Below are 18,546 nucleotides of genomic sequence, written 5' to 3'. Positions count from 1 at the left end.
GAGCCGGGCGGCGGCGCGCCCGTAGGCCCAGTCACTTCGCTCGCGCCGCTCGTCTCTCAGGGGTCAAATCCTCAGCGATGGTCACCACGCCTCGCTATCGCTCGGCGGGTTCACGAGGCCTGAGGGATTTGAACCCCCGGCAACGTGGTCCGAAGCCACGCACTCTGTCCGAGCTGAGCTAAGGCCCCTCATCGAAGCGAAGCGCCCTCCCGGACATAATTCTGTTCATACCCCGCCGTGTTTGTGGGATCCTGGATTGGTCGGTCGCGTGCGTATGTTGGCTGTGTGTGTCCGATGCCTTAGTTCCGCCCGTTCCACAGCCCTCAGCTTCCGAAAGCAGGGTTAAACGTTCGATACCAATAACTGTCAGCAAACCGAGTTGTCCATATGCCGTGCCATACCGGACGCTCGGTCGGTGATGCCTACAGCACCGCACTCGGGCGTCTGATCAACTCTGGGAAAGGGGGATGCACCGTGATAATCGAAGAGCCTGCAGACGCTGGCAGTGTCCGTGAACCGACATCACCCGTCGCCTGGACGGAACGCGTCAACTTCGGTGACGAGTGGACCACATTCCGGGATCTGGACCTCGGGAAGACCGATCAGAAGAGCGGCGGCTCTACTGGTGAGGACTGGGTCGCCGGACGATTCTATGTACTCTACGAGGGCCGCTATGCCGATCGACTGGACGCTAGGCACCAGTTGTCGCGTATCGAGCGGCGGCTGGAACTCGGCTACCATGGGTCGAGTACGAACGCACTCGTTGCCCAGGTCTACCGGGAACCCGACCTGAAGGCCGCTGAGAAGCCACGGCCCCGCGCCACAGGAATCGTCTGCCTGACGCAACTCCAGTTCCGTCCCCACGAGGAGTACCTCGACCTGCACGCTGTCTTCCGGTCGCAGTGGTGGGACCTGAAGGCGTATGGGAACTTGCTCTCGTTGGCGTCGCTGCTTGCCCAAACAGCCGCCCGGACCGACTACGAGGTGGGCCGGTTGGAGGTACGGTGCAACAACGTCGTCTTCGAGGATAGTGGACGGGCTGAACGGGTCTCACGGGAACTTGGGGGTGTCGCCAGTGGGCTCCCTTGATGAGTTCCTCTGGTGGATGTACGAGCGCCAGGAGATCTTCCGCCGGAAGGAGCTGCTCGGCCACAATCCGCCCTGGACCGCTGACGCGGTGCTCCGGGATTTCCACTTCTGCCACGTCTACCGCCGGCTCGACCGGGGGACCCAGTACGCGCTCGAGGAGATCCTCTCCCGTGACAACAAGGCTGGCGTCTTCCTCAATATCGTCGTCTACCGCTTCCTCAACCGTGTCGAGAGCTTCGATGCGATGGGCGGCTACATCGGCCCGGAAGCCTTCAACGTGGCTGCCGCCCGCCAACGGCTCCGTGAACTCGACACGGTCTTCGGCGCGGCCTATCGTATCAATCCGCCCCAACGTGGCTACAACGACCACGTGGGAAATGTCCTCGACGTGGTTGAGAACGATGTTCTCTCCCGACTCGACTTCTGGGTTGATGCCGTCTTCGATGCTGATTCGATGGAGCAGGCCTGGAAGCTCCTAACTGGGATCCCCGGCGTTGGCGAGTTCCTCGCGTACGAACTCGTCACGGATCTCAACTACCGGCATCTGCCGTTCTCCGAGAACGACTTCGTGAACGTCGGGCCAGGGGCCGCCATCGGCGCGGACCGTATCTGGGATGTCAACAACGACCAGGAGACGGAAGACCAGATCCGGTGGGTGGTCCAGGAGCAGGACCGCCTATACGATAACACACCGTACGAGCTCTTCCAGTGGGACGGAAAGAAGCAGAAACCGCTCACCTGCCGTTCCGTCGAACACGCCCTCTGTGAGTACGGGACCTACCACCGAATCCGGCATGAGGCCGGGGCCGGGCGGACTTACGATCCGAAGAAGTACGAGCAGAAGCCGCTTACTGAATTTCTATAACTGCTACTAACTGTAGACCGGATATTTCTCTCTTGAGGTTATTCGGGCGAAGCTATATGTCAACTGAGTCGACTGGTCTATGAAATGTCAGACAATACTGGCCGGACCGGCACCCTGGTTGGCGTCTTTGCTCTGCTTCATGGAATCTTCTTCGTATTCTTGGGAGGCGTTACCGTGATTGTGACGCTATTCGGGCTTCCGTTCATGTCCCAATCCGAGGGAATCTGGGCGCTCGTCGGTGTCGTCCTTATGCTACTCGTCGGACTGGTCTTGGTGGCAACTGCAGTTTCCGTGTTCCTGGGGAAAGACTGGGCGTGGGATTTGATGACGGTCGTGTACGCGATCCAGGCGGGAATGACAGGATTGGATCTGATTATCGGGCCGAGATCATTCTACGGTGTGTTCCTCCTGGTGCTCTTCGGCGGAATAGCGTGGTATTCCGTCCAGCGTGCGGACCGGCTCAGCTTCGACCGCGGTAGTATCCCACTCCCTGGTAATTAACGGGGCCGCTGCCGAGATATCTGGTTTTCAAGGGAGGAGGCAGCCGGACCACCCCTACCGCCACACTCGATTGAGGAGGAATCCGTAGGTGGTGGACGGAAGTCCCGAGAACCGAGACTCAATCGACATGTACCACTCAACAAGAGAGTGGTAATAGAACCACTCTCAGAGGCGTGTGGGTTCAGGTAACTAATCTGCCTTCAGGTGTCCGGGAGACGTAACTGGCGTCCAGGTTGTGAGTGCGGCCTTACTGGCCTTCACGACGAGGGTCCGAGGAGGTCTCGCCGCTGCACAGAGCCCTTCGCTGCCACATTCGGACTTGGTAGACATCCAGTCCCCGCAGGGACCGGCGCAGGAGAAAGCATCGCAGTGAGCGGCCTCTCCCTCCATGGAGGCGTTCGTTTGTATGGACCTTCCCGCTCTCGCGGTCAGCGCAGGGGCCAACTTGTTGTCCCGTTGCGCCTTCGACGCCGTCCCCCGTATGTCCGCGCCATAGATTTTCAGGCGCATTCCATCTGGGTTCGGCCGTCCGACCTCCGCCTTGGCTCGATTGTTACTGTTCGATGCGGTACTCCCCGTCATCCGTTGTTGCGAATATCGATTCTCTTGATTGTCTCCCCACACTTCGAACACGTCCAGACGATCTCCTTCCGGATCACGCCGTCCCCCGACCGGGAGACGTGGTCCGTTCCGGCGTGGACGATCTGCTTGTCGACGTGGCCGAGCTGGAGATCGTGCGAGTGCTCCTCGCCGCGCTCCATCTCCTGGAGGTTGGCGAGTGCCTCGTCGACGGATCCAACGGTGTGTTCGCTTCCGGACATGTTCTGTCCGCCCCGCCACACCTCACATACACACATGCGAGGCGGGCCGAGCGTGCCAATACGTACTTCCGCCACCACTTAGTCAATTTGGTTATCTGTCATGTTCATATGCCGGTATTTCTATGATGCTCCCGGCTTTACGTTTACCTGCACACATGCGAGGCGGGCGACCGAGGGATCCGCCCTCGCTCGTCTTCTCCGAGGCAGCAACGTCCGATAGTGGCTCGTCTCTTAAACGCTAACCAGTTAGAGAAATCGTATTAACCGTTAATACCGTCCACCTTTGGCTGGGAAAGACTCACATCCCACCCGGACGATTGTTGTCACAAAGATGGTACGATTAGTAGGCGTGGGGCAGGCCCATGGGAAGGGTTCCTCCGTTCGTGACGTGGACTCCCACCCGTCCCGCTGCATGCAATTCCGGTGTAGCCACCTTTATATCACCTACCCGGAAAGAGGGCGGTAACATGGGCAGTCGTGATTCTACCTCTGACGCCTCTCAGTCTCACAAATCTGAGGTAGGTGATGATGCAACTGGAAGAATCTCGCTGAATCATGAGGCGAATCCAGCTCTCTCAGGCGCTGAGCGCCCTCCATCTCCGGAACCGCCAGAGGACGGGGAATCGTATCCGGAACTGAACTTTCGCGAACGTGTTCCCTCGGTGTCATGGAACGATACTCCGCTCACCCACACGATCCACAAGCACCCAGCCACGTTCATCCCCCACATTCCCCGATATCTGATTAATAAATATTCTACTAAAACCACGACGGAGGGGGACCGACCGCTTGTACTGGACCCGTTCTCGGGGAGTGGAACTACGGGCCTTGAAGCGAAAATCGCTGGTCGTGACTACCTCGGGGTCGAGATCAATCCGCTGTCAAAACTGGTTAGCAGCGTCTCGATGTCACCGATTCCGTACACAGTGCTGGAGAACACGGAGACATACATCAACGAAGCGCTCCAGTCAACGCCCAGACAGCGCTACGAGGACCACGATGTGGAGTTCCTGGACAGAACGTCAAAGTCCCACTGGTTCGAGGATTCCGCCATAGAGGGGCTGACGACGATTCGAAAGGTGGTCTCGGAGTTTCTGGACGACCCGCCAGATCTCACAGCATCAGTTGAGCCTCGGGAGCAAATGATGATTAGGTCGATTGGCGAGGCGGAGGTTGAAGCCCGAGTCGGCCGGTGGCTGGTGCTGATGGTCGCGAACACGGTGTTCGCTGTGTCGAACGCTGACCCCGACGTCTCCAAGGCCCACCGGTCGAAGAAGATGCGGGAAAAGATCGAGACTGGCGAGCACCCACCGGATCCAGTTCGCGTCTACCAAGTCGAACTGGAAGAGTCCCGGGCCAAGCTGGTCGACTTGTGGAATGAGGTCTACCGGACCAACGCCCCCGGAGGAAGTGAGCAGTCCGTGACCGTGGATGGCAGTGAGAACGCCACGATTTACAGCTACTCCGACAACTGGGTACCGCTGGACGAAAACCCGGCACACCAGGCCGAGACAGATGTTCGGCTGGGAGACGCACGAACCTTTGACTTTCCCGAGTACTACGAGGAGGTTGATCTGGCTATCACCTCCCCACCGTACATTAACGCGATGAACTACTACCGGGGCACGAAGCTCCGGTTGTTCTGGATACAGGACCTCTTAGAGGAAACTACAGCCATCGACGCGGATACGCTCCGACGATCGATCATCGGATCGAACGCGACGAACATCCGGGGGTTCGTCGACGAGCTACCGAAGTACCTCCGAAACGACTGGAAGGGTTCGCGAGAGGCCTATCAGGAGACCTCGCTACCGGAGCTGGATGAGGACATCAAAGCAATCCACACGGGGAGTCTCAGTGAGGCCACGCAGCGAGCGTATGTGACCTACAAGTTCTTCGCCGAGGATATGCTGAAGACGTTGACCCAGGTGTACCGTCATCTGAAGCCTGGCGCCTGCTTCTACTTCGTCATCGGTGAGAACACGATCGGGGGGCGGCGAATCGAGAGCCACCGCTTCGTGGCAGACATCGCCCAGAACATCGGGCAGTTCTCGGGGCAGCCCGACGATATCGGGGTCAAGGATGGTTATCACTTCGGCGGGTTCGCCTGGGATGGGATTACGAGGCGGGACCTGTTCCAAGACCGTGACCACGGCAACGGAGCGATCGAGCGAGAGTGGGTGGTCTTCCTCCAGAAGCCAGCATGACCGACCTGATAAACACGAGACTTCGGATGCTGTGTCTCGTCGCACAGAAGTACGAGCCCGATGTATCTGCGATACAGGACCTACACAGTGAGGTGTATGAGACAGACGTGGAGTATCAGACCGCCTATCAGGCTATGGAGACCCTGGTAGAATCCGGTTATCTCTCGAAACGGTCCGTTGACGGCCACCGGAATTGCTACATGCTAACCGAACGCGGAGCGGAGCGGCTCCTAACGATTCACGATCAGATACAAGACGTAACGGCTGAGTTACGGGCTCTCCTCCAGGATTAGCAAACTCCTGTGCTCGGTAAATCGTATTAGCGGTTAATACGTTTCGTGCCAACACTTCTCACGACAGATTTATCCGTGCTATCCGTCTCACTGCGTATGTGGCCTACGAAGACATACGAGGCCACGGGATGCACCCATGAGCACAGACGAAACAGAGACGGAGGACGACAGCCAGCCCGCCTTCGCTTCGAAGGCCGACATTAACCAGGACGTACCGATCAAGCGGAAGAATACCCTCCAGCGGATCCGGCAGGACTACGACGAACCGGCCAAGGGTACGGTCCGTGAGGCGGTCCAGAACGGCGTGGATGCCTGGGGCCGGAGTATGGATCGGGGCGTTCTCCCTGATGACTGCCACCTCGAGCTGGAGTTCGTGGTGGACACCAACGAAGGGACCTTCACCTACTCGGACAACGCTGGGGGGATGACCGAGGAGGTCCTCCGCAACAACCTCGTCGGTATCGACACCCCGGACGAGGACAAGGAGGCCGGTGGTGGCGCAGGTGCGTACGGGCGCGGGTTCTACGTTATCGCCATGTGTGGTGAGGGCCTGACCTACGTGGAGACACGGCAGGACGGCGAGCACAATGCGATGACCGTCTCGAACGACGGCAAGTACAGCGAGCCTAATACGCCGAGCGACCCTCGACTAGACCCAGATGTCCAGGGAACCCACATCTACGTCGCCGATGTCCTCGAACACGACCTGGAGTTCCTCGGGAACTGGGACCGCGTCCAGGAGATGTTCGTCCAGAACTTCACCTTCCTGCTGAGCAGGGACGACGTCACGGTCCGCTACGTCATCGACGGCGAGGAGCACTACCCGGATGCCCCGGACCTCAAGCAGTATCTCGAGGAGGGGCAGCTCATGTTCCGCAAGGAGCTCCCGGAGTTCAGCGCAGAGGGAGGTACCTACCGAGTCCGCGACCTCTCCGTGATCCGGACGGACGTCATGGACGAGGATCCGCCCTGGGAGGGGGTGGCGATGCTGAAGGGGAACCAGTACCTCGACGAGCCCTTCATGACGATCAAGGCGTACAAGCCCACTGGGATTCCCTCGCTTCGCAACCCGCCCCAGATGATCGGCTGGTGTGACGCCACCGACCTCTGCCCCGACCTGGAGAACAACGCCCACACCTCGTTCCGGGGGCACGAGTCCAAGACGGGGATCAAGGACCCGCTCCTGCAGCTCCACGACGAGCACTTCAAGAAGGGGCGGACCACCGAAGAGCGGAAGCAGCTGGCCTCGGATATCACCCGGAACATCAACGAACTCCTCGCCGACTACGAGGACTTCGACGAGTACCAGACCCAAGGTGAGATCACCACCGAGACGGACGAAGACGGGACGACAGGCGATGACAGAGACCCGTCTGACTCGTTGGTAAAGTGCCAGGCCGGGAAGCGGAAATACGACGTAGGCGACCGAATCTCGCTAAAGATCCAGATCGAGAATCCGGTAGACCCTGAGAGCCAGCGCTACGAACTGTTCGACATTAACGTAAGTTCCACCGACCTGTCGATGAACCGGGACGTCGGCTCACGGGTCGTCAATGTCTCTGAGAATAGTCACGAAACCTTCGATATCGTGGAGTTCGAACCGAAGAACGAGGGGATCTACTCGTTTAGCGCCAGCATTAGGGCCGCCCCCGAGGTCCTCGATCTCGACACGGACGAGGAGAACGAGAAGCTCGACTCCTCGAAGATCTACTTCACAGTGGGCGACGTCGAACGGAGTGAACGGACCGGCGATGGCGGCGATGGCGGCGATGGGGGCGATGGACCAGACGACGGTGGCGAGGGCGGTGAAGGCGAACAGGAGGGCCAGGTCTCGATCGTCCAGTCGACGACGTTCGCCAACGAGGACGGCGAGGACTGGAAGGCCGTCGCCATCGACAAAGAGGGCGGGGGCTTCGAGGTGCTACTGAATACTGCCCGGCCAGAGTGGCTCGCAACCAACCGAATCACGGACGACGATGATCGACGCGATCGGATTCAGACTCGCCTGGGGACGGAGTGGGGCTCCGAGCAGGTGATTCACCGGCGGAACGTGGACGACCTGCACGACCTCCTGGACGAGGAGATCACCATCGACGGTGAACCAGCAGCGGAGGTGATCCAGGAGAAGCTGGAGAACCGCGAGGATATCCGGAATCACATCGAGAGCGAGATCGCGGACCGGTTTGGACTAGAATATGGGTCTTAATGAACAGTGGGAGCAACACCCGAATATGGGTGATCTGCACGAGCGCATCGACGAGGGCGACTACTGGATAGAGATCAAGGAGACCCGTCACGGTTCGATCGTCGCCCTGAACAAGGACGGTGAGCGAACGCTCAGCCCTGAGGAACATGAGGAACTGACAGACCTGATGGACGAATACAAACAGGTCATCCTCGACCTGAAGGAGGCGCATGAGGAACACGAGGGTAAACCAGTCGAGCAGGCCTGGGCTATGGGTAAGGTCTACAAGGAGGAGGTGGCGGAATCTGATGAGCGGGCGATGTCCCGGCTTAATCCTCTCTTGCCCTTTGTCGAGGGGGACAACCGGAAGGAATACCTCTACCGCCGTCTCTACGAAATGTTCCCCAACAAGGGATGGAATGAGAACCACACCCAGTCCATGCTGAGCGAGTTCGCTCAAAGGGCCGGTCCCGAGAAGGCCCGAGAGATCTACGATCGCACTCTGGCGGACTACGACCCCGGTACGAAGAAGAAGGAGGTCCGCCTGGCTTATAGCGACGATTACCCTGCGACGCCCGAAGGTATCATCTCACACCTTCAGGGGAAGGGGGAAGAACCCACCGTGGAGACCGTAGACCATCTCTTACGGTTGCGTGGAGTGGAGGATCGGCCTACCGAGGAGACCATCCGGGATGCCATAGATGATGCCCAATGAGACTCTTCACGCAGTTGGACCCTGAGACGTACGAGAATATTGAATCGCTAGTCTCAGAGGGAGAGTACGAATCGGTCGATCAGTTCTTGCGTGTGGCTGCGCAGAACCAACTCGCAATCGAACGGTCGGAGGGCGGAACCCAGACGACGTTGACAGACTCCCAGGGTAAGGACGGACAGAAGTGGGAGTACGATATCCCTCAGTCGGTAGCCATCATCGAGAAGTATCCAGATAACGAGAATAAGCTGCTGTTTTCCCAATATTATCGCTTCTTCCCACTGAAATGTGCGTTGTATCTGCTTGCGAAGGAGCTTGCGGGCGAATCACAACCCATTACACTGGACACTGCCCGGGAAACGGTAGAGGCTGGGATTCGACCAATCCGTGACCGGATTGTGGAGTGGGAACAGATGAATGATGTCGAGAAAAAGAATAAGATTTCCACCGGCTTCCCGAAAATCGACAGTTCAAATCCGGAGCGGAGCCGGCGTCGGTACCTAAATCACTACGTGGGGCGTGCTCGTCGGGAGCGGGGAGACGTGGCGGGATTCGGATTTGACATGGGATACCTGGCGGTCGAATACCACGATCACGAACCCCACGTAGCCTTCACACCAGCCGGGTTCGAGTTCCTCCAATATACGAACCCGGTACTCTCACACGGTCCAGAGGCACCTACACTCAGCGAACAGGAGCGGGACTACATCGTTGCGAGCATCAGAAGGGTGCTGCCGATGGAGTACAAACTCATACAGCGTATCTACGGGGTACTGTCCGAAGGAACGGGTTCATACACCGACCACCTCGATGAGTTCAAGCCGCTTCTCAAGTCGGCTCGGAGCTCTAAGGACGAGCTGACGGAAAATTACGTCCGCTCTCACATCGGGGGCGCCATCAGCCGAATGGTCGAACTTGATATCCTCCAACGGGGGCAGCGCCGCGGCTGGTACGATCCTGCGGAGGAACCGGAGGGTATCCGGCCCCCGAAGGATGCAGAGCATCTGCCCTGACCTGTTCCGACTTCGTTAGGCCTCCCGAGCAATTGGCGGTACTATACCTGATTACTCGCTACGTTATGGCCGCTTCATGAGCCGCTCTACGTATTGTTCGGTAGAGGAATGCAGCTTAAACAACTACTCGCGGTGTTCGCCGTCTTCGCCGTGGCTCTCTCCGGAGCCGTGGCCCCGGCGGTGGCCACCGAGAACAACGAATTCAACAACTCCGCAGTCGACACTGTGGATGCAACAAATACGACGTACATCAACGCGGAGAACCCGGAACTCGACAACGTAACCGTCCAATTCTCGAGTGAGACATGGACGATTACCAGTGACGGGTCGATCGAGTTCAACGTGGCCGGGAACATGTCCGCAGCGTCCGCCTCGGCGAGTGGGACGGACGTGTCCGCCTCCGTCCAGGATGACGGGGACGTTCTCGTTGAGGACTCCACGTCCGACTCCACGGACGCGACCCTCGACTCGCTGGACGTCACGTTCAACGTCTCCACGGACGAGAGTGCTGACGGCATCTACGCCGGAGCGGACGCGGCTGATCCGGATGCTGACCTCCTGATCGAGGACCCGGACAGCTCCGTCCAGCACGATTACAACGTGCTCCAGTTCCGGAACGTTGTCTCCGTCGACTACAACGCGACGAACGGTGAGATCGAGGACGGTTCGTACACGCCGGACACCGTCGGCGAGCAGACGAACCTGACGGTCGATATCACGCGGAACAGCAACTACAGCCACGTTCCGCTCGAGGCGCTCGGCCTCTCGTTCGCGTTCGACACCGGTGACGTCTCCGACCTCTCGGACGCCACGGACACCAGCCAGAACATCACCTACCAGACGATGACTGAGGCTGGGTCCGTCCAGGAGTACGAGTACACCGTTGACGACGCGTCCGAGATGAACGAGTCGTACACGTTCGAGTACACGTTCACGCCCGAGACCGGCTCGGCTACGAATGTGATCACGGTCGGCGACAGTCCCAACCCGGAGGGTGGCCTCCAGAGCGAGGACACCCGCTCGATCGACTTCGGGACTGAGGGCTTCCTGAACGTCTTCGGCGGTGAGAAGCTCTTCTCGATCGCCGGGATCGCCGGAATAATCGCGATCGTCGGTGTCATCGGGTCGACGGCCTACTACATGCTGGGCCGGCCGAAGACACTCCGGAACGGTGCTGGGCTCCTGCCTGCTCCGGCTCCGGTCGCCGCGCTCACGGCCGTTATCGGGATCGCCTCGGTGACGATGGCCGTTGACGTCCTGCTCGGTTCGGGTGGGATGATGGGCGACTTCTGGGTCAACTTCGTCTCCATGGGCGGCGTCTTCGACTTCGTCGACTTCGCCGGCTCGGACACTCCGGCCTACATCGCCGCTGCGCTGGCGGTGGCCTACGGTGGGCTCCAGGACGTTGGGTCGCCGATGGGCTGGCTGTAATCGTATTAACGACTAATACGAATTCGGCCGCCCGGCCTTGCGCCGTGTAGCCCACTCAGACTGGGGGGCGGCCACTATGAAGAAGCCGACAGCCGTCGTACTGGCACTGCTGGTGGTGCTCTCCGCTGGGGTGGCACTCGCCGCCACTTCGCCACTTAGCGACGGTGACCCCACGTTCGACGACGTCTCCACCGACGAAGGGACCGTCACGGACAGTGGAACGATTGATCTCCTGAGTAATATCGACAAGACATCAGAGCTCGAGGGGACCCCACAACACAGCTGGGTCACCAAAACGAAAGATGCTGATAACGGTGACTTCGACGAGTGGAAGCTCCAGGGACAGGAGTCGAATGGTCGGTACGGAGTGGTTGACTTCGGAGACTACGAGAACCCAGAAGGCGCTACGTATCAGTTCGATATCAACGTCTACCTCGGATCGAATACGCAGATTGCGTTCTTCGACGGTTCGGAGAAGTTCAAGACATTCACAGCTAGCAACAACGATGGTGGAGATCACAGTTTCACCTATACACCGGATGACGGGAACCTGGACCTGAGGGTCCGATTCGACGCGGATTCGGCCGGTGGTTCCTACAACGATGCCTATCTCCGACCGAAAAATGCTCTCGATAATCCCGAACTTCTCGTCGATATAACCGGTGACGCGCTCTCCGGCCAGGCCACGACGAACTACTACGACCTCTCGAACATGACGGAGGCCGGGAACTTCACGACGACGATGGCCACAGACGGCCCCAACAGCCAGGTCGACCTGGGAATCCAGCGGCAGTTCGACGGGAAGGTAATATGCTCGATCAACAGCGTTGAAGGACAGACGCTCAACCTCAACCAGCAGTGTTCGTTCGACCCCACGAACCCGGACAACGGAGACCTCCGGTTCCTGTTCAACTTCTCCCGAAGCGCGGCTGGTGACACCAGCGACTCGCTCGACAGTTACTCGTTCGAATACGAGTCCGCCACGGACCCGCCGGAGATCCAGAGTACGAGTGCCGTGGTCTCTGGGCTGAAGACCGATTCGGACAACGTCACCAGTTCCGTCGACACCACGGACACATTCACCGTCGAAGACGTCACGAACAACGTCGAAGAAGTGCGGTGGTACGTCGACGGCCAACTCGAGAAACAGGACGATAGTGTCAGCGGCGACGGGCCGTTCTCCTTCGACCACACGTGGCAGAACACCGGCGACCGCACCGTGACGGTTGAGGTCTACGACGCTGAGGGCCAACGCGACACGCACTCCTGGAACGTCGAGGTCGACGAGGTGGCGATCACCGGCCGCGACTCGTACTCGGTCGCGAGCGGGCGCGTGTTCGAAGTAACCCAGACGTTCGGCTGGTCCGGGACGGGTGACATTCAGGTCCGGCTCAATATCGACGATACGGACGCCGTCACCGTGGTCTCCGGACCGGAGACGATCCAGGTCGCCAATGGGGACAGTGTCACGTGGGAATTCGTCGTTGACGCGCCTGCGAACTACAACGGCCAACCGATATCGATCACGGCGAGTGCCGACAGTGGCCGCTACCAGACCACGCAACCGCTCACGCTCTCCGTCACGTCTGACAGCGGGTTCCTCGCTGGTGGCGATCAGGGCCTCGTTGAGCGGTTGAAGGGACTGGCCCTCCCGGTTGGGATCACGGCCCTGGGACTGCTGGGAGCCGCGGCCTACTTCGGCACTGGGTCGGTTGTGGCCACGTTGACCGGCCTCGCTGGGAAGGCGGTCGGCGCGGTGAAGACAGGTGTGAGTGCCCTCGTGGGGGTGGTTCGATGAGGGTATTAACGACTAATACCCTGGCCGCGATCTTCGCTGGACTGCTCGTTGTGGGAATGGTCGGAGCGGTTGCCGGTCCGAGTAGCACGGAGACCTCGGTCGACTACCAGTTCTCGGCGCAGGACACGAACACGGCGAACTTCGACCTGGCAGCGGACGGCAACGGGACGGCAATCGTCACCGGTACTGGCCAGAAACTCGGGCCGCAGCAGACATTGTCTGAGGTCCAGGGCGACCGTGACGTCACGTTCGACAAGATCCAGCGCGATTCACAGGTGACGTTCATCGGCCAGGAGACCCAGGAACAGGGCGCACAGGACTTCATCCAGGACTACTCGTCCGTTCCGTCGTACGATTCGAAGAACGTCACCGTCGAGAACGGGGAGCTGGTCCTGGACACCTACCAGGAAACAACCACGACCACCACGGTACTCGACGACTTCTCTGACGGAGACATCGCGGAGTACTCGGGGGATACTGGATCCTTCTCTGTCTCTAACGGGCAGCTCGAGGTCACAACGGATAGTGACGCCGTAATCCACCGGAACGATGTCACCGTCGAACAGGGCGATGTTGTCCATCTCGATATGGGACGCACTTCCACCGAGGCCACATTCAGCGCATTCTCATTCGGTGGTTCCGACTACCTGAGTTCGTATAATGTGGTAGAGTCGTCGAATGAGTGGCAACTCAAAGGACCTCAAGGAGGTACCCTTGATTCCGGTGGGAATGGGGCTGTGGATGGTCTCAACGACGTCACCATCGATGTGAGCGGGCAGGATATTGTGGTCGATGTCCCTGGTGGGACGCTCACCGCACCGGGCGACGCCTCCAACGTGAACGGTGGAATCGGATGGAGAGGATACAAAGATACCCTCGGTAGTGCGACCTGGACGGTTGGTGACAACGTCGAAAAGGAGACACAGACGACTGTCACCAAGACCAACTCCACCGGGCGCGCAGTCACCGAGTACACGAGCACTGAGACCTGGCAAGAAGCCCGCTTGAACTGGACGGAGACGGAAACTGGCGGCACCGTTCAGCACTACGTTGCACTGGGTTCGCCGTCCGGCTACACCGAGTGGCAAGATGCCGACGAGAACACGTTCAAGGACATTACAGACGGCCAAGACGTCTACGTCAAGACGATCCTCAACCACTCGTCCGGGTCCGGTCCCTCGGTCGACCAAGTTCAGGCACGGGTCAAGTACAATCAGACGCTCACCACCACGGACCCGTCGCTGACGGTCGACGGAACCACGGTCTCCTACACGGGCACGCTCAACGACAGTGAGACGGTCGTCCGCGAGATCGGAACGGTCAGTGACGGTGCTCAGACGTTCGATGTCTCCACGTCGTCCGGCGTCGTCAACCACACGTACACCGGCCACCAGGAAGGCCGGGTCCACGTCACGAAGGTCCACCTCGACGACAGCAACACGACCACGGACACGTTCCTCGCACAGGGCCAGACGCTGACGATCGACGACGCCGACACGCTCAAGGGAATCTACCAGCTGGAGGTCTCCACCGCCGACGATACCACCAACACAACGGTCGCCAGCGTGGCACTCGACGGGTCGTACACGGCGTACGAGGGTATCTACACGAACACCCGCCTCACGCTCAGCACCCAGTCTAACACCGTCTTCGACTACGGGAGCAGTGTATCGGCGGAGAACCGGCTCCAGAATCTGAGCGTTGCCGCCGTCAACGCCGGGACCACGGCGGAGATTGCCGCCTACGACCACAGTGCGGTCAACAATTCGGGTGTTGAGGTACTCGATATCCGGCCGGACGACAACGTCACGGTGACGGTCTCGGACCTGTCGGCGGACCACCGCTACGTTGTCTCACGGGGCGGGAACCTCTCCGATCCGATCGAACCGACGGACGGGTCGATCACGTTTGAGTCCGGGGCGAGCGTCACTGAGTTCTACACGTACGACACGGACGGGACGTACAAGCAACAGGGGTCGTTCCTGGCCACCGGCGGCACCGGGAACGATAGTATCCTCAGCGCCTTCACAAACATCACCGGGTTGCCCGGGATCCTCCTCATCATCGGGGCGGTTGTCGGGGTCCTGGTGCTCGGGATCATGGTGGTGACCCGGAGATGATCTGGGTCGGCGTCTTCGCGGTTCTGGCCGTGGTCGTCAACCTCAGCCGGAACGCGCTGCAGGACGGGTTCAACGTCGGTGATGTCGGGTACGTCGGGATGCGGACCGCCGCCGAAGTGCCTGTTCTCACCTACATTGCTTCCGTCGTCGTCCGAGCCGCCGGTATCGACGCCAACACCGTTCCGTTCGTCGGGTTCTCGACGATGACGGTTGTCGTTGGGTTACTCCTCGGACTCCGGTTCTACGTCGGTGAGTGGCCGGCTGTTGTCGCCGATGCTGACGTTACGGAGTGGGGTGGGTTCGTTCGGTTGTCCGGGCTCTTCGCGACGGTGGCGATGGCTGGCGGAATCTCGTTCGCTACGTACTGGGGCCTGGTCCCCGATGCCGGGTTCCTCGAGCGTGTCTACGCGGCACAAGTTAACCTGGTCCTCCTCATCGTCGACAACCCGGACGCTACCCAGGGCCTGGTCTCCCGCGTCACGGTGTTGTCGTTCTTGGTCGGAATCCTGGAGACGAACCTGCTCTTCGGCCTGAAGGCGATGGTCGTCGGGGCGGTTGGTGCCCTCTACCAGCGCGTGTTGTTGCCGTTGCTCTTCGTCTTTGCAGCGGCGATCATGCTCCTCTTCGGACCGGTCGTTGGGACGTATATCCGGTTGTCGATTCAGACGGGTGCCCCGATCTTCGGGCCGTTGTTCGGGTGGCTGGCCGGCTTCGGGATGCTCGCTGTGGGGCACACGTACTGGGAGTTTGCCGGTGTCCTGGCGATGGGTGTGGCCGGAACGTCGATTGTGATGGGGATCCTTCGGGACCGCTACATTGCGGCACTCTACGCGCTTGCAGCCGTGGTCGTCGTGGTCGTTGCTGCGGTGATCGAGATCACGATCGATCCGTTCCTGGTGAGCGCAGCGAAGGGCGTGATTGCAATCGACCCGCAGTTCGTCGACCACACCGTCAACACCGCGTACTTCATCGGGGTTGTGTCGACGTTCGTGACGGGTGTGGCGATGCTCGCGTTTGTCGTCATGACCACGGAGCGGGTATTAGGAGGTAATACGTCATGATCCGCTACCTGATCGAGGCGCTCTTCGGAGACGCCGTCAGCCCACTCGTCAAGGCGGTGAATGCGTTCTTCGAGCCGGCCGTCCGGATCCAGGACACGGCCCCGGTCGGAGACCCGAACATCGTCTCGTGGGCGGTTGCCGTTGGGATTCTCGGCGTGATCCTCTTCGGGAGCTGGTACTCGGTCTACCAGACGCTCCGGATGGCGAATGAGGTCGTCGACACCTACGTTCCGGTCCGCGACTTCGACTTCTCACCATTCTACCAGCAACTGGTGGCGGCCGGAACGGTTCTGGTCGCGTGGGTCCTATTGGAGAGCTACTCACCGCTCGTCGATACGACTCGGCTCGTCGAAGACGTCCACGCCACGTTGGCCATCTTCTTCGGGGCTGGCGGTGCCTCAACGCTCAACGAGTTGGTCTGGGGGTTCCTCGGCAACCCGCGGATCGAATTTGCCCTGATGCTCGTGTTGGGTGGCCTGGCCGTGGTCCGGGCACTCAACGTCTGGTTGGGAGTGCCCCACACCTTCGGGACCGGCGTGGTGTTGGGTGTGGGGACGCTCGGCTTCATCAGTCTCTGGGTGAGCGGGACGGAGCTCTTCCCGCTGGGGCCGCCGCTGAACTTCGCCTTCATCGTCCTCACGATCGTCGGGACGTTGTCGTTGTTCGTGGCAGCCGTCGACAAGACGGCCCGGTTTGTCTCCTACACGACGCCGGTCCTCAACGATGCCCCAGACTTCCGGATCGGGTACGTGCTCTTCTATGCGATTCTCCTGGCGGGACTCCTCGGCGCCACGGCCAGCCCGATTGGCGGGTTGGTGTTGTGGGGCTTCCTCCGGATCAAGTGGATGCCGGAGACCGGCCTGCGAACCACGGAATCGTCGTCGACCACGGAATCGGATGCTCCGTCACCCAGTCCGGAACTTGAGATAGAATAATGGGAATCCTTGCAGTCACCGCCGAGTTCACAATCGGCCTCATCCCGAAGCTCATCTCGTACGTCCTCGTGGCGATGTCGATGGGTGCTCGGGCACTCGGGGTCACTGGACTCGCGCGGTACTTCAGAACCCAGGCCAAGGCAGTTAGCGACGCCTCGATCGGCCTGCGGGAATTCGTCGCGGGAATCGAACAGGCAATCAACCAACCGATCGCCGGTGTCCTGAACACGCCGAGTCCGTTCGGCCCGCTCTTCGAGATGATCGGTGGTGTAGCACTGATGTTGTCCGGCTTCGGCAACCTGCTGAAGAACCTCATCATCGGAATCGGCGAGACGGAGTTCACGATTCCGCTCACCGGCTACGAGATCAAGGAGATCAGCGGCCTCTTCGATTTCGTTGAGCTCATCCTCACCCCGCTGAAGCTCTTCGGCGCCTTCGTCGGGGCCACGTGGGGCCTTGTCGCCGACTTCTTCCTCGCATTCAGTGGCTACACCGCGCTCCAGTCGATCCTGATCCTGATCGGCCTCGGGATCGTGATCGTCCAGCTACTTCGTGTGATCCAGCGGACCGGTGGGGCAGCAACCACGGGTGCCGCGACACTCGGGATCAGCTTCATCATCGGGATTCCGGCGCTCATCGGGCAGATCGCACGGGACTCACTGGAGCTCTTCGCCTACACGCTGATCGGAATCGTGATGATGCTCTATGGTGGCTTCCCGACGTTCGGGTCGCTGCTGATCTTGGGCACCGGGCTGGTCCTGGCCGGCTACGGCCTCCTGGCGAACAACGGATTCATCGGGGCGAGCGGGATGGTCGTCCTCTACATCGGCCTGGGGACGCTCCTGGCCGCGGTCGGCTACGGCTTTGTTGGCGTGCTCACGCTGGCCGCACTCGGGCTGGCCGCGTACTTCTACGCCGTCAACGAGCTCCTTGAGGACGAACTGACGACCGCTGTGACCAACGACACGGACCTCGTTGGGCGAATGCTCGCACGGGTGATCGGATGACGTCGGACCGTCCCGCCTGGATGCGTCGGAGTCCGCAGGTGGCCGCCGTTGCGCTCGGCGTCGTCCTCACACGTCACGCCGGGCTACTGACGACCACACAAGCGTTCGCGATTGCCGTTGCGACGCTGGTCTACCTGCTCGTGGTTATCGGCGAAGAACATCGCCGATTCGGAGGGATCATCGGATGACGAGCAGCCTTGACCCACGCATCACGGCACCGCTCCGATGGGACGTTGACTGGTTCCGGGTGTGGACGGTGGTGATGTGTGTTGGTGCAATCGTATTAACCGTTAATACCCTCTCGACACTCGACCCGTGGACGGCCTTCGGCTACGTTCTGGTCACTGGGTTGAACGGGGTCGCACTACTCTCCGAACTTCCCGCCGCTACCCCGGGGTACGTGGCCGGAATCACGCTACCTTCCCTGGCCCTGATTCCGGTCCCGCACGATTGGGTTGCCGCGTTCTACATTGTCGGAGCTGCGGCGCTGGTTGGCGCTGAGTTTGTC

At 60.1% G+C, this 18,546-nt stretch carries 15 protein-coding genes and 1 tRNA gene; 14 read left to right on the top strand and 2 right to left on the bottom strand.

All coding sequences use genetic code 11. The features are described 5' to 3' along the window. Nucleotides 1-113: 113 nt before the first annotated feature. Nucleotides 114-188: transfer RNA gene (locus NL115_RS19130), tRNA-Arg, on the bottom strand. 286 nt (nt 189-474) lie between these two features. Between NL115_RS19130 and NL115_RS19125 the strand changes: the two genes are divergently transcribed. The 3 genes from NL115_RS19125 (at nt 475) to NL115_RS19115 (ending at nt 2,455) form a co-directional block, all read left to right on the top strand. Further along, complete coding sequence (locus NL115_RS19125; RefSeq protein ID WP_254830918.1) at nt 475-1,089, top strand: hypothetical protein; 615 nt, start codon at nt 475-477, stop codon at nt 1,087-1,089. Further along, entirely contained in the window at nt 1,031-1,954 is a 924-nt protein-coding gene (locus NL115_RS19120; RefSeq protein ID WP_254830917.1) for a nucleotide kinase domain-containing protein, read from the top strand. Before NL115_RS19125 ends, NL115_RS19120 begins: the two co-directional genes overlap by 59 nt. An 84-nt stretch (nt 1,955-2,038) precedes the next feature. After that, entirely contained in the window at nt 2,039-2,455 is a 417-nt protein-coding gene (locus NL115_RS19115; protein ID WP_254830916.1) for a hypothetical protein, read from the top strand. 578 nt (nt 2,456-3,033) lie between these two features. On the opposite strand, the gene NL115_RS19110 is transcribed toward NL115_RS19115, so the two are convergent. After that, nucleotides 3,034-3,276, bottom strand: a complete 243-nt coding sequence (locus NL115_RS19110; protein ID WP_254830915.1) for a hypothetical protein — start codon at nt 3,274-3,276, stop codon at nt 3,034-3,036. Between the two features lie 467 nt (nt 3,277-3,743). Here NL115_RS19110 and NL115_RS19105 point away from each other — a divergent pair, with 467 nt between their 5' ends. The 11 genes from NL115_RS19105 (at nt 3,744) to NL115_RS19055 (ending at nt 18,038) form a co-directional block, all read left to right on the top strand. Next, a complete protein-coding gene (locus tag NL115_RS19105) occupies nt 3,744-5,483 on the top strand; it encodes a DNA methyltransferase (RefSeq protein ID WP_254830914.1) in 1,740 nt (579 codons plus the stop codon). Continuing rightward, nucleotides 5,480-5,776, top strand: coding sequence for a helix-turn-helix transcriptional regulator (locus tag NL115_RS19100; RefSeq protein WP_254830913.1), 297 nt, complete (start codon nt 5,480-5,482; stop codon nt 5,774-5,776). Before NL115_RS19105 ends, NL115_RS19100 begins: the two co-directional genes overlap by 4 nt. 136 nt (nt 5,777-5,912) lie before the next feature. Beyond that, nucleotides 5,913-7,982, top strand: a complete 2,070-nt coding sequence (locus NL115_RS19095; RefSeq protein ID WP_254830912.1) for an ATP-binding protein — start codon at nt 5,913-5,915, stop codon at nt 7,980-7,982. 25 nt (nt 7,983-8,007) lie between these two features. Beyond that, on the top strand, nt 8,008-8,676 hold the full coding sequence (locus tag NL115_RS19090) for a hypothetical protein (protein WP_254830911.1): 669 nt from the start codon (nt 8,008-8,010) through the stop codon (nt 8,674-8,676). After that, a complete protein-coding gene (locus tag NL115_RS19085; RefSeq protein ID WP_254830910.1) occupies nt 8,673-9,686 on the top strand; it encodes a hypothetical protein in 1,014 nt (337 codons plus the stop codon). Before NL115_RS19090 ends, NL115_RS19085 begins: the two co-directional genes overlap by 4 nt. A gap of 108 nt (nt 9,687-9,794) precedes the next feature. Further along, on the top strand, nt 9,795-11,117 hold the full coding sequence (locus tag NL115_RS19080) for a hypothetical protein (RefSeq protein WP_254830909.1): 1,323 nt from the start codon (nt 9,795-9,797) through the stop codon (nt 11,115-11,117). Nucleotides 11,118-11,193: 76 nt separating this feature from the next. Beyond that, nucleotides 11,194-12,915, top strand: a complete 1,722-nt coding sequence (locus NL115_RS19075; RefSeq protein ID WP_254830908.1) for a hypothetical protein — start codon at nt 11,194-11,196, stop codon at nt 12,913-12,915. After that, on the top strand, nt 12,912-15,035 hold the full coding sequence (locus NL115_RS19070) for a hypothetical protein (RefSeq protein WP_254830907.1): 2,124 nt from the start codon (nt 12,912-12,914) through the stop codon (nt 15,033-15,035). The genes NL115_RS19075 and NL115_RS19070 overlap by 4 nt, the downstream gene beginning before the upstream one ends. Next, nucleotides 15,032-16,096: a hypothetical protein gene (locus NL115_RS19065; RefSeq protein ID WP_254830906.1), complete on the top strand. Its 1,065-nt coding sequence runs from the start codon at nt 15,032-15,034 to the stop codon at nt 16,094-16,096. Before NL115_RS19070 ends, NL115_RS19065 begins: the two co-directional genes overlap by 4 nt. Then, on the top strand, nt 16,093-17,031 hold the full coding sequence (locus NL115_RS19060; protein ID WP_254830905.1) for a hypothetical protein: 939 nt from the start codon (nt 16,093-16,095) through the stop codon (nt 17,029-17,031). The genes NL115_RS19065 and NL115_RS19060 overlap by 4 nt, the downstream gene beginning before the upstream one ends. Then, nucleotides 17,031-18,038 carry a hypothetical protein gene (locus NL115_RS19055; protein WP_254830904.1) on the top strand — a complete coding sequence of 336 codons (1,008 nt, stop codon included), beginning with the start codon at nt 17,031-17,033 and terminating at the stop codon, nt 18,036-18,038. The genes NL115_RS19060 and NL115_RS19055 overlap by 1 nt, the downstream gene beginning before the upstream one ends. The last annotated feature ends 508 nt before the right edge of the window (nt 18,039-18,546 follow it).

Source organism: Haloglomus salinum (genome assembly GCF_024298825.1).
Lineage (GTDB): Archaea > Halobacteriota > Halobacteria > Halobacteriales > Haloarculaceae > Haloglomus > Haloglomus salinum.
This window is presented reverse-complemented; position numbering and strand designations above follow the sequence as displayed.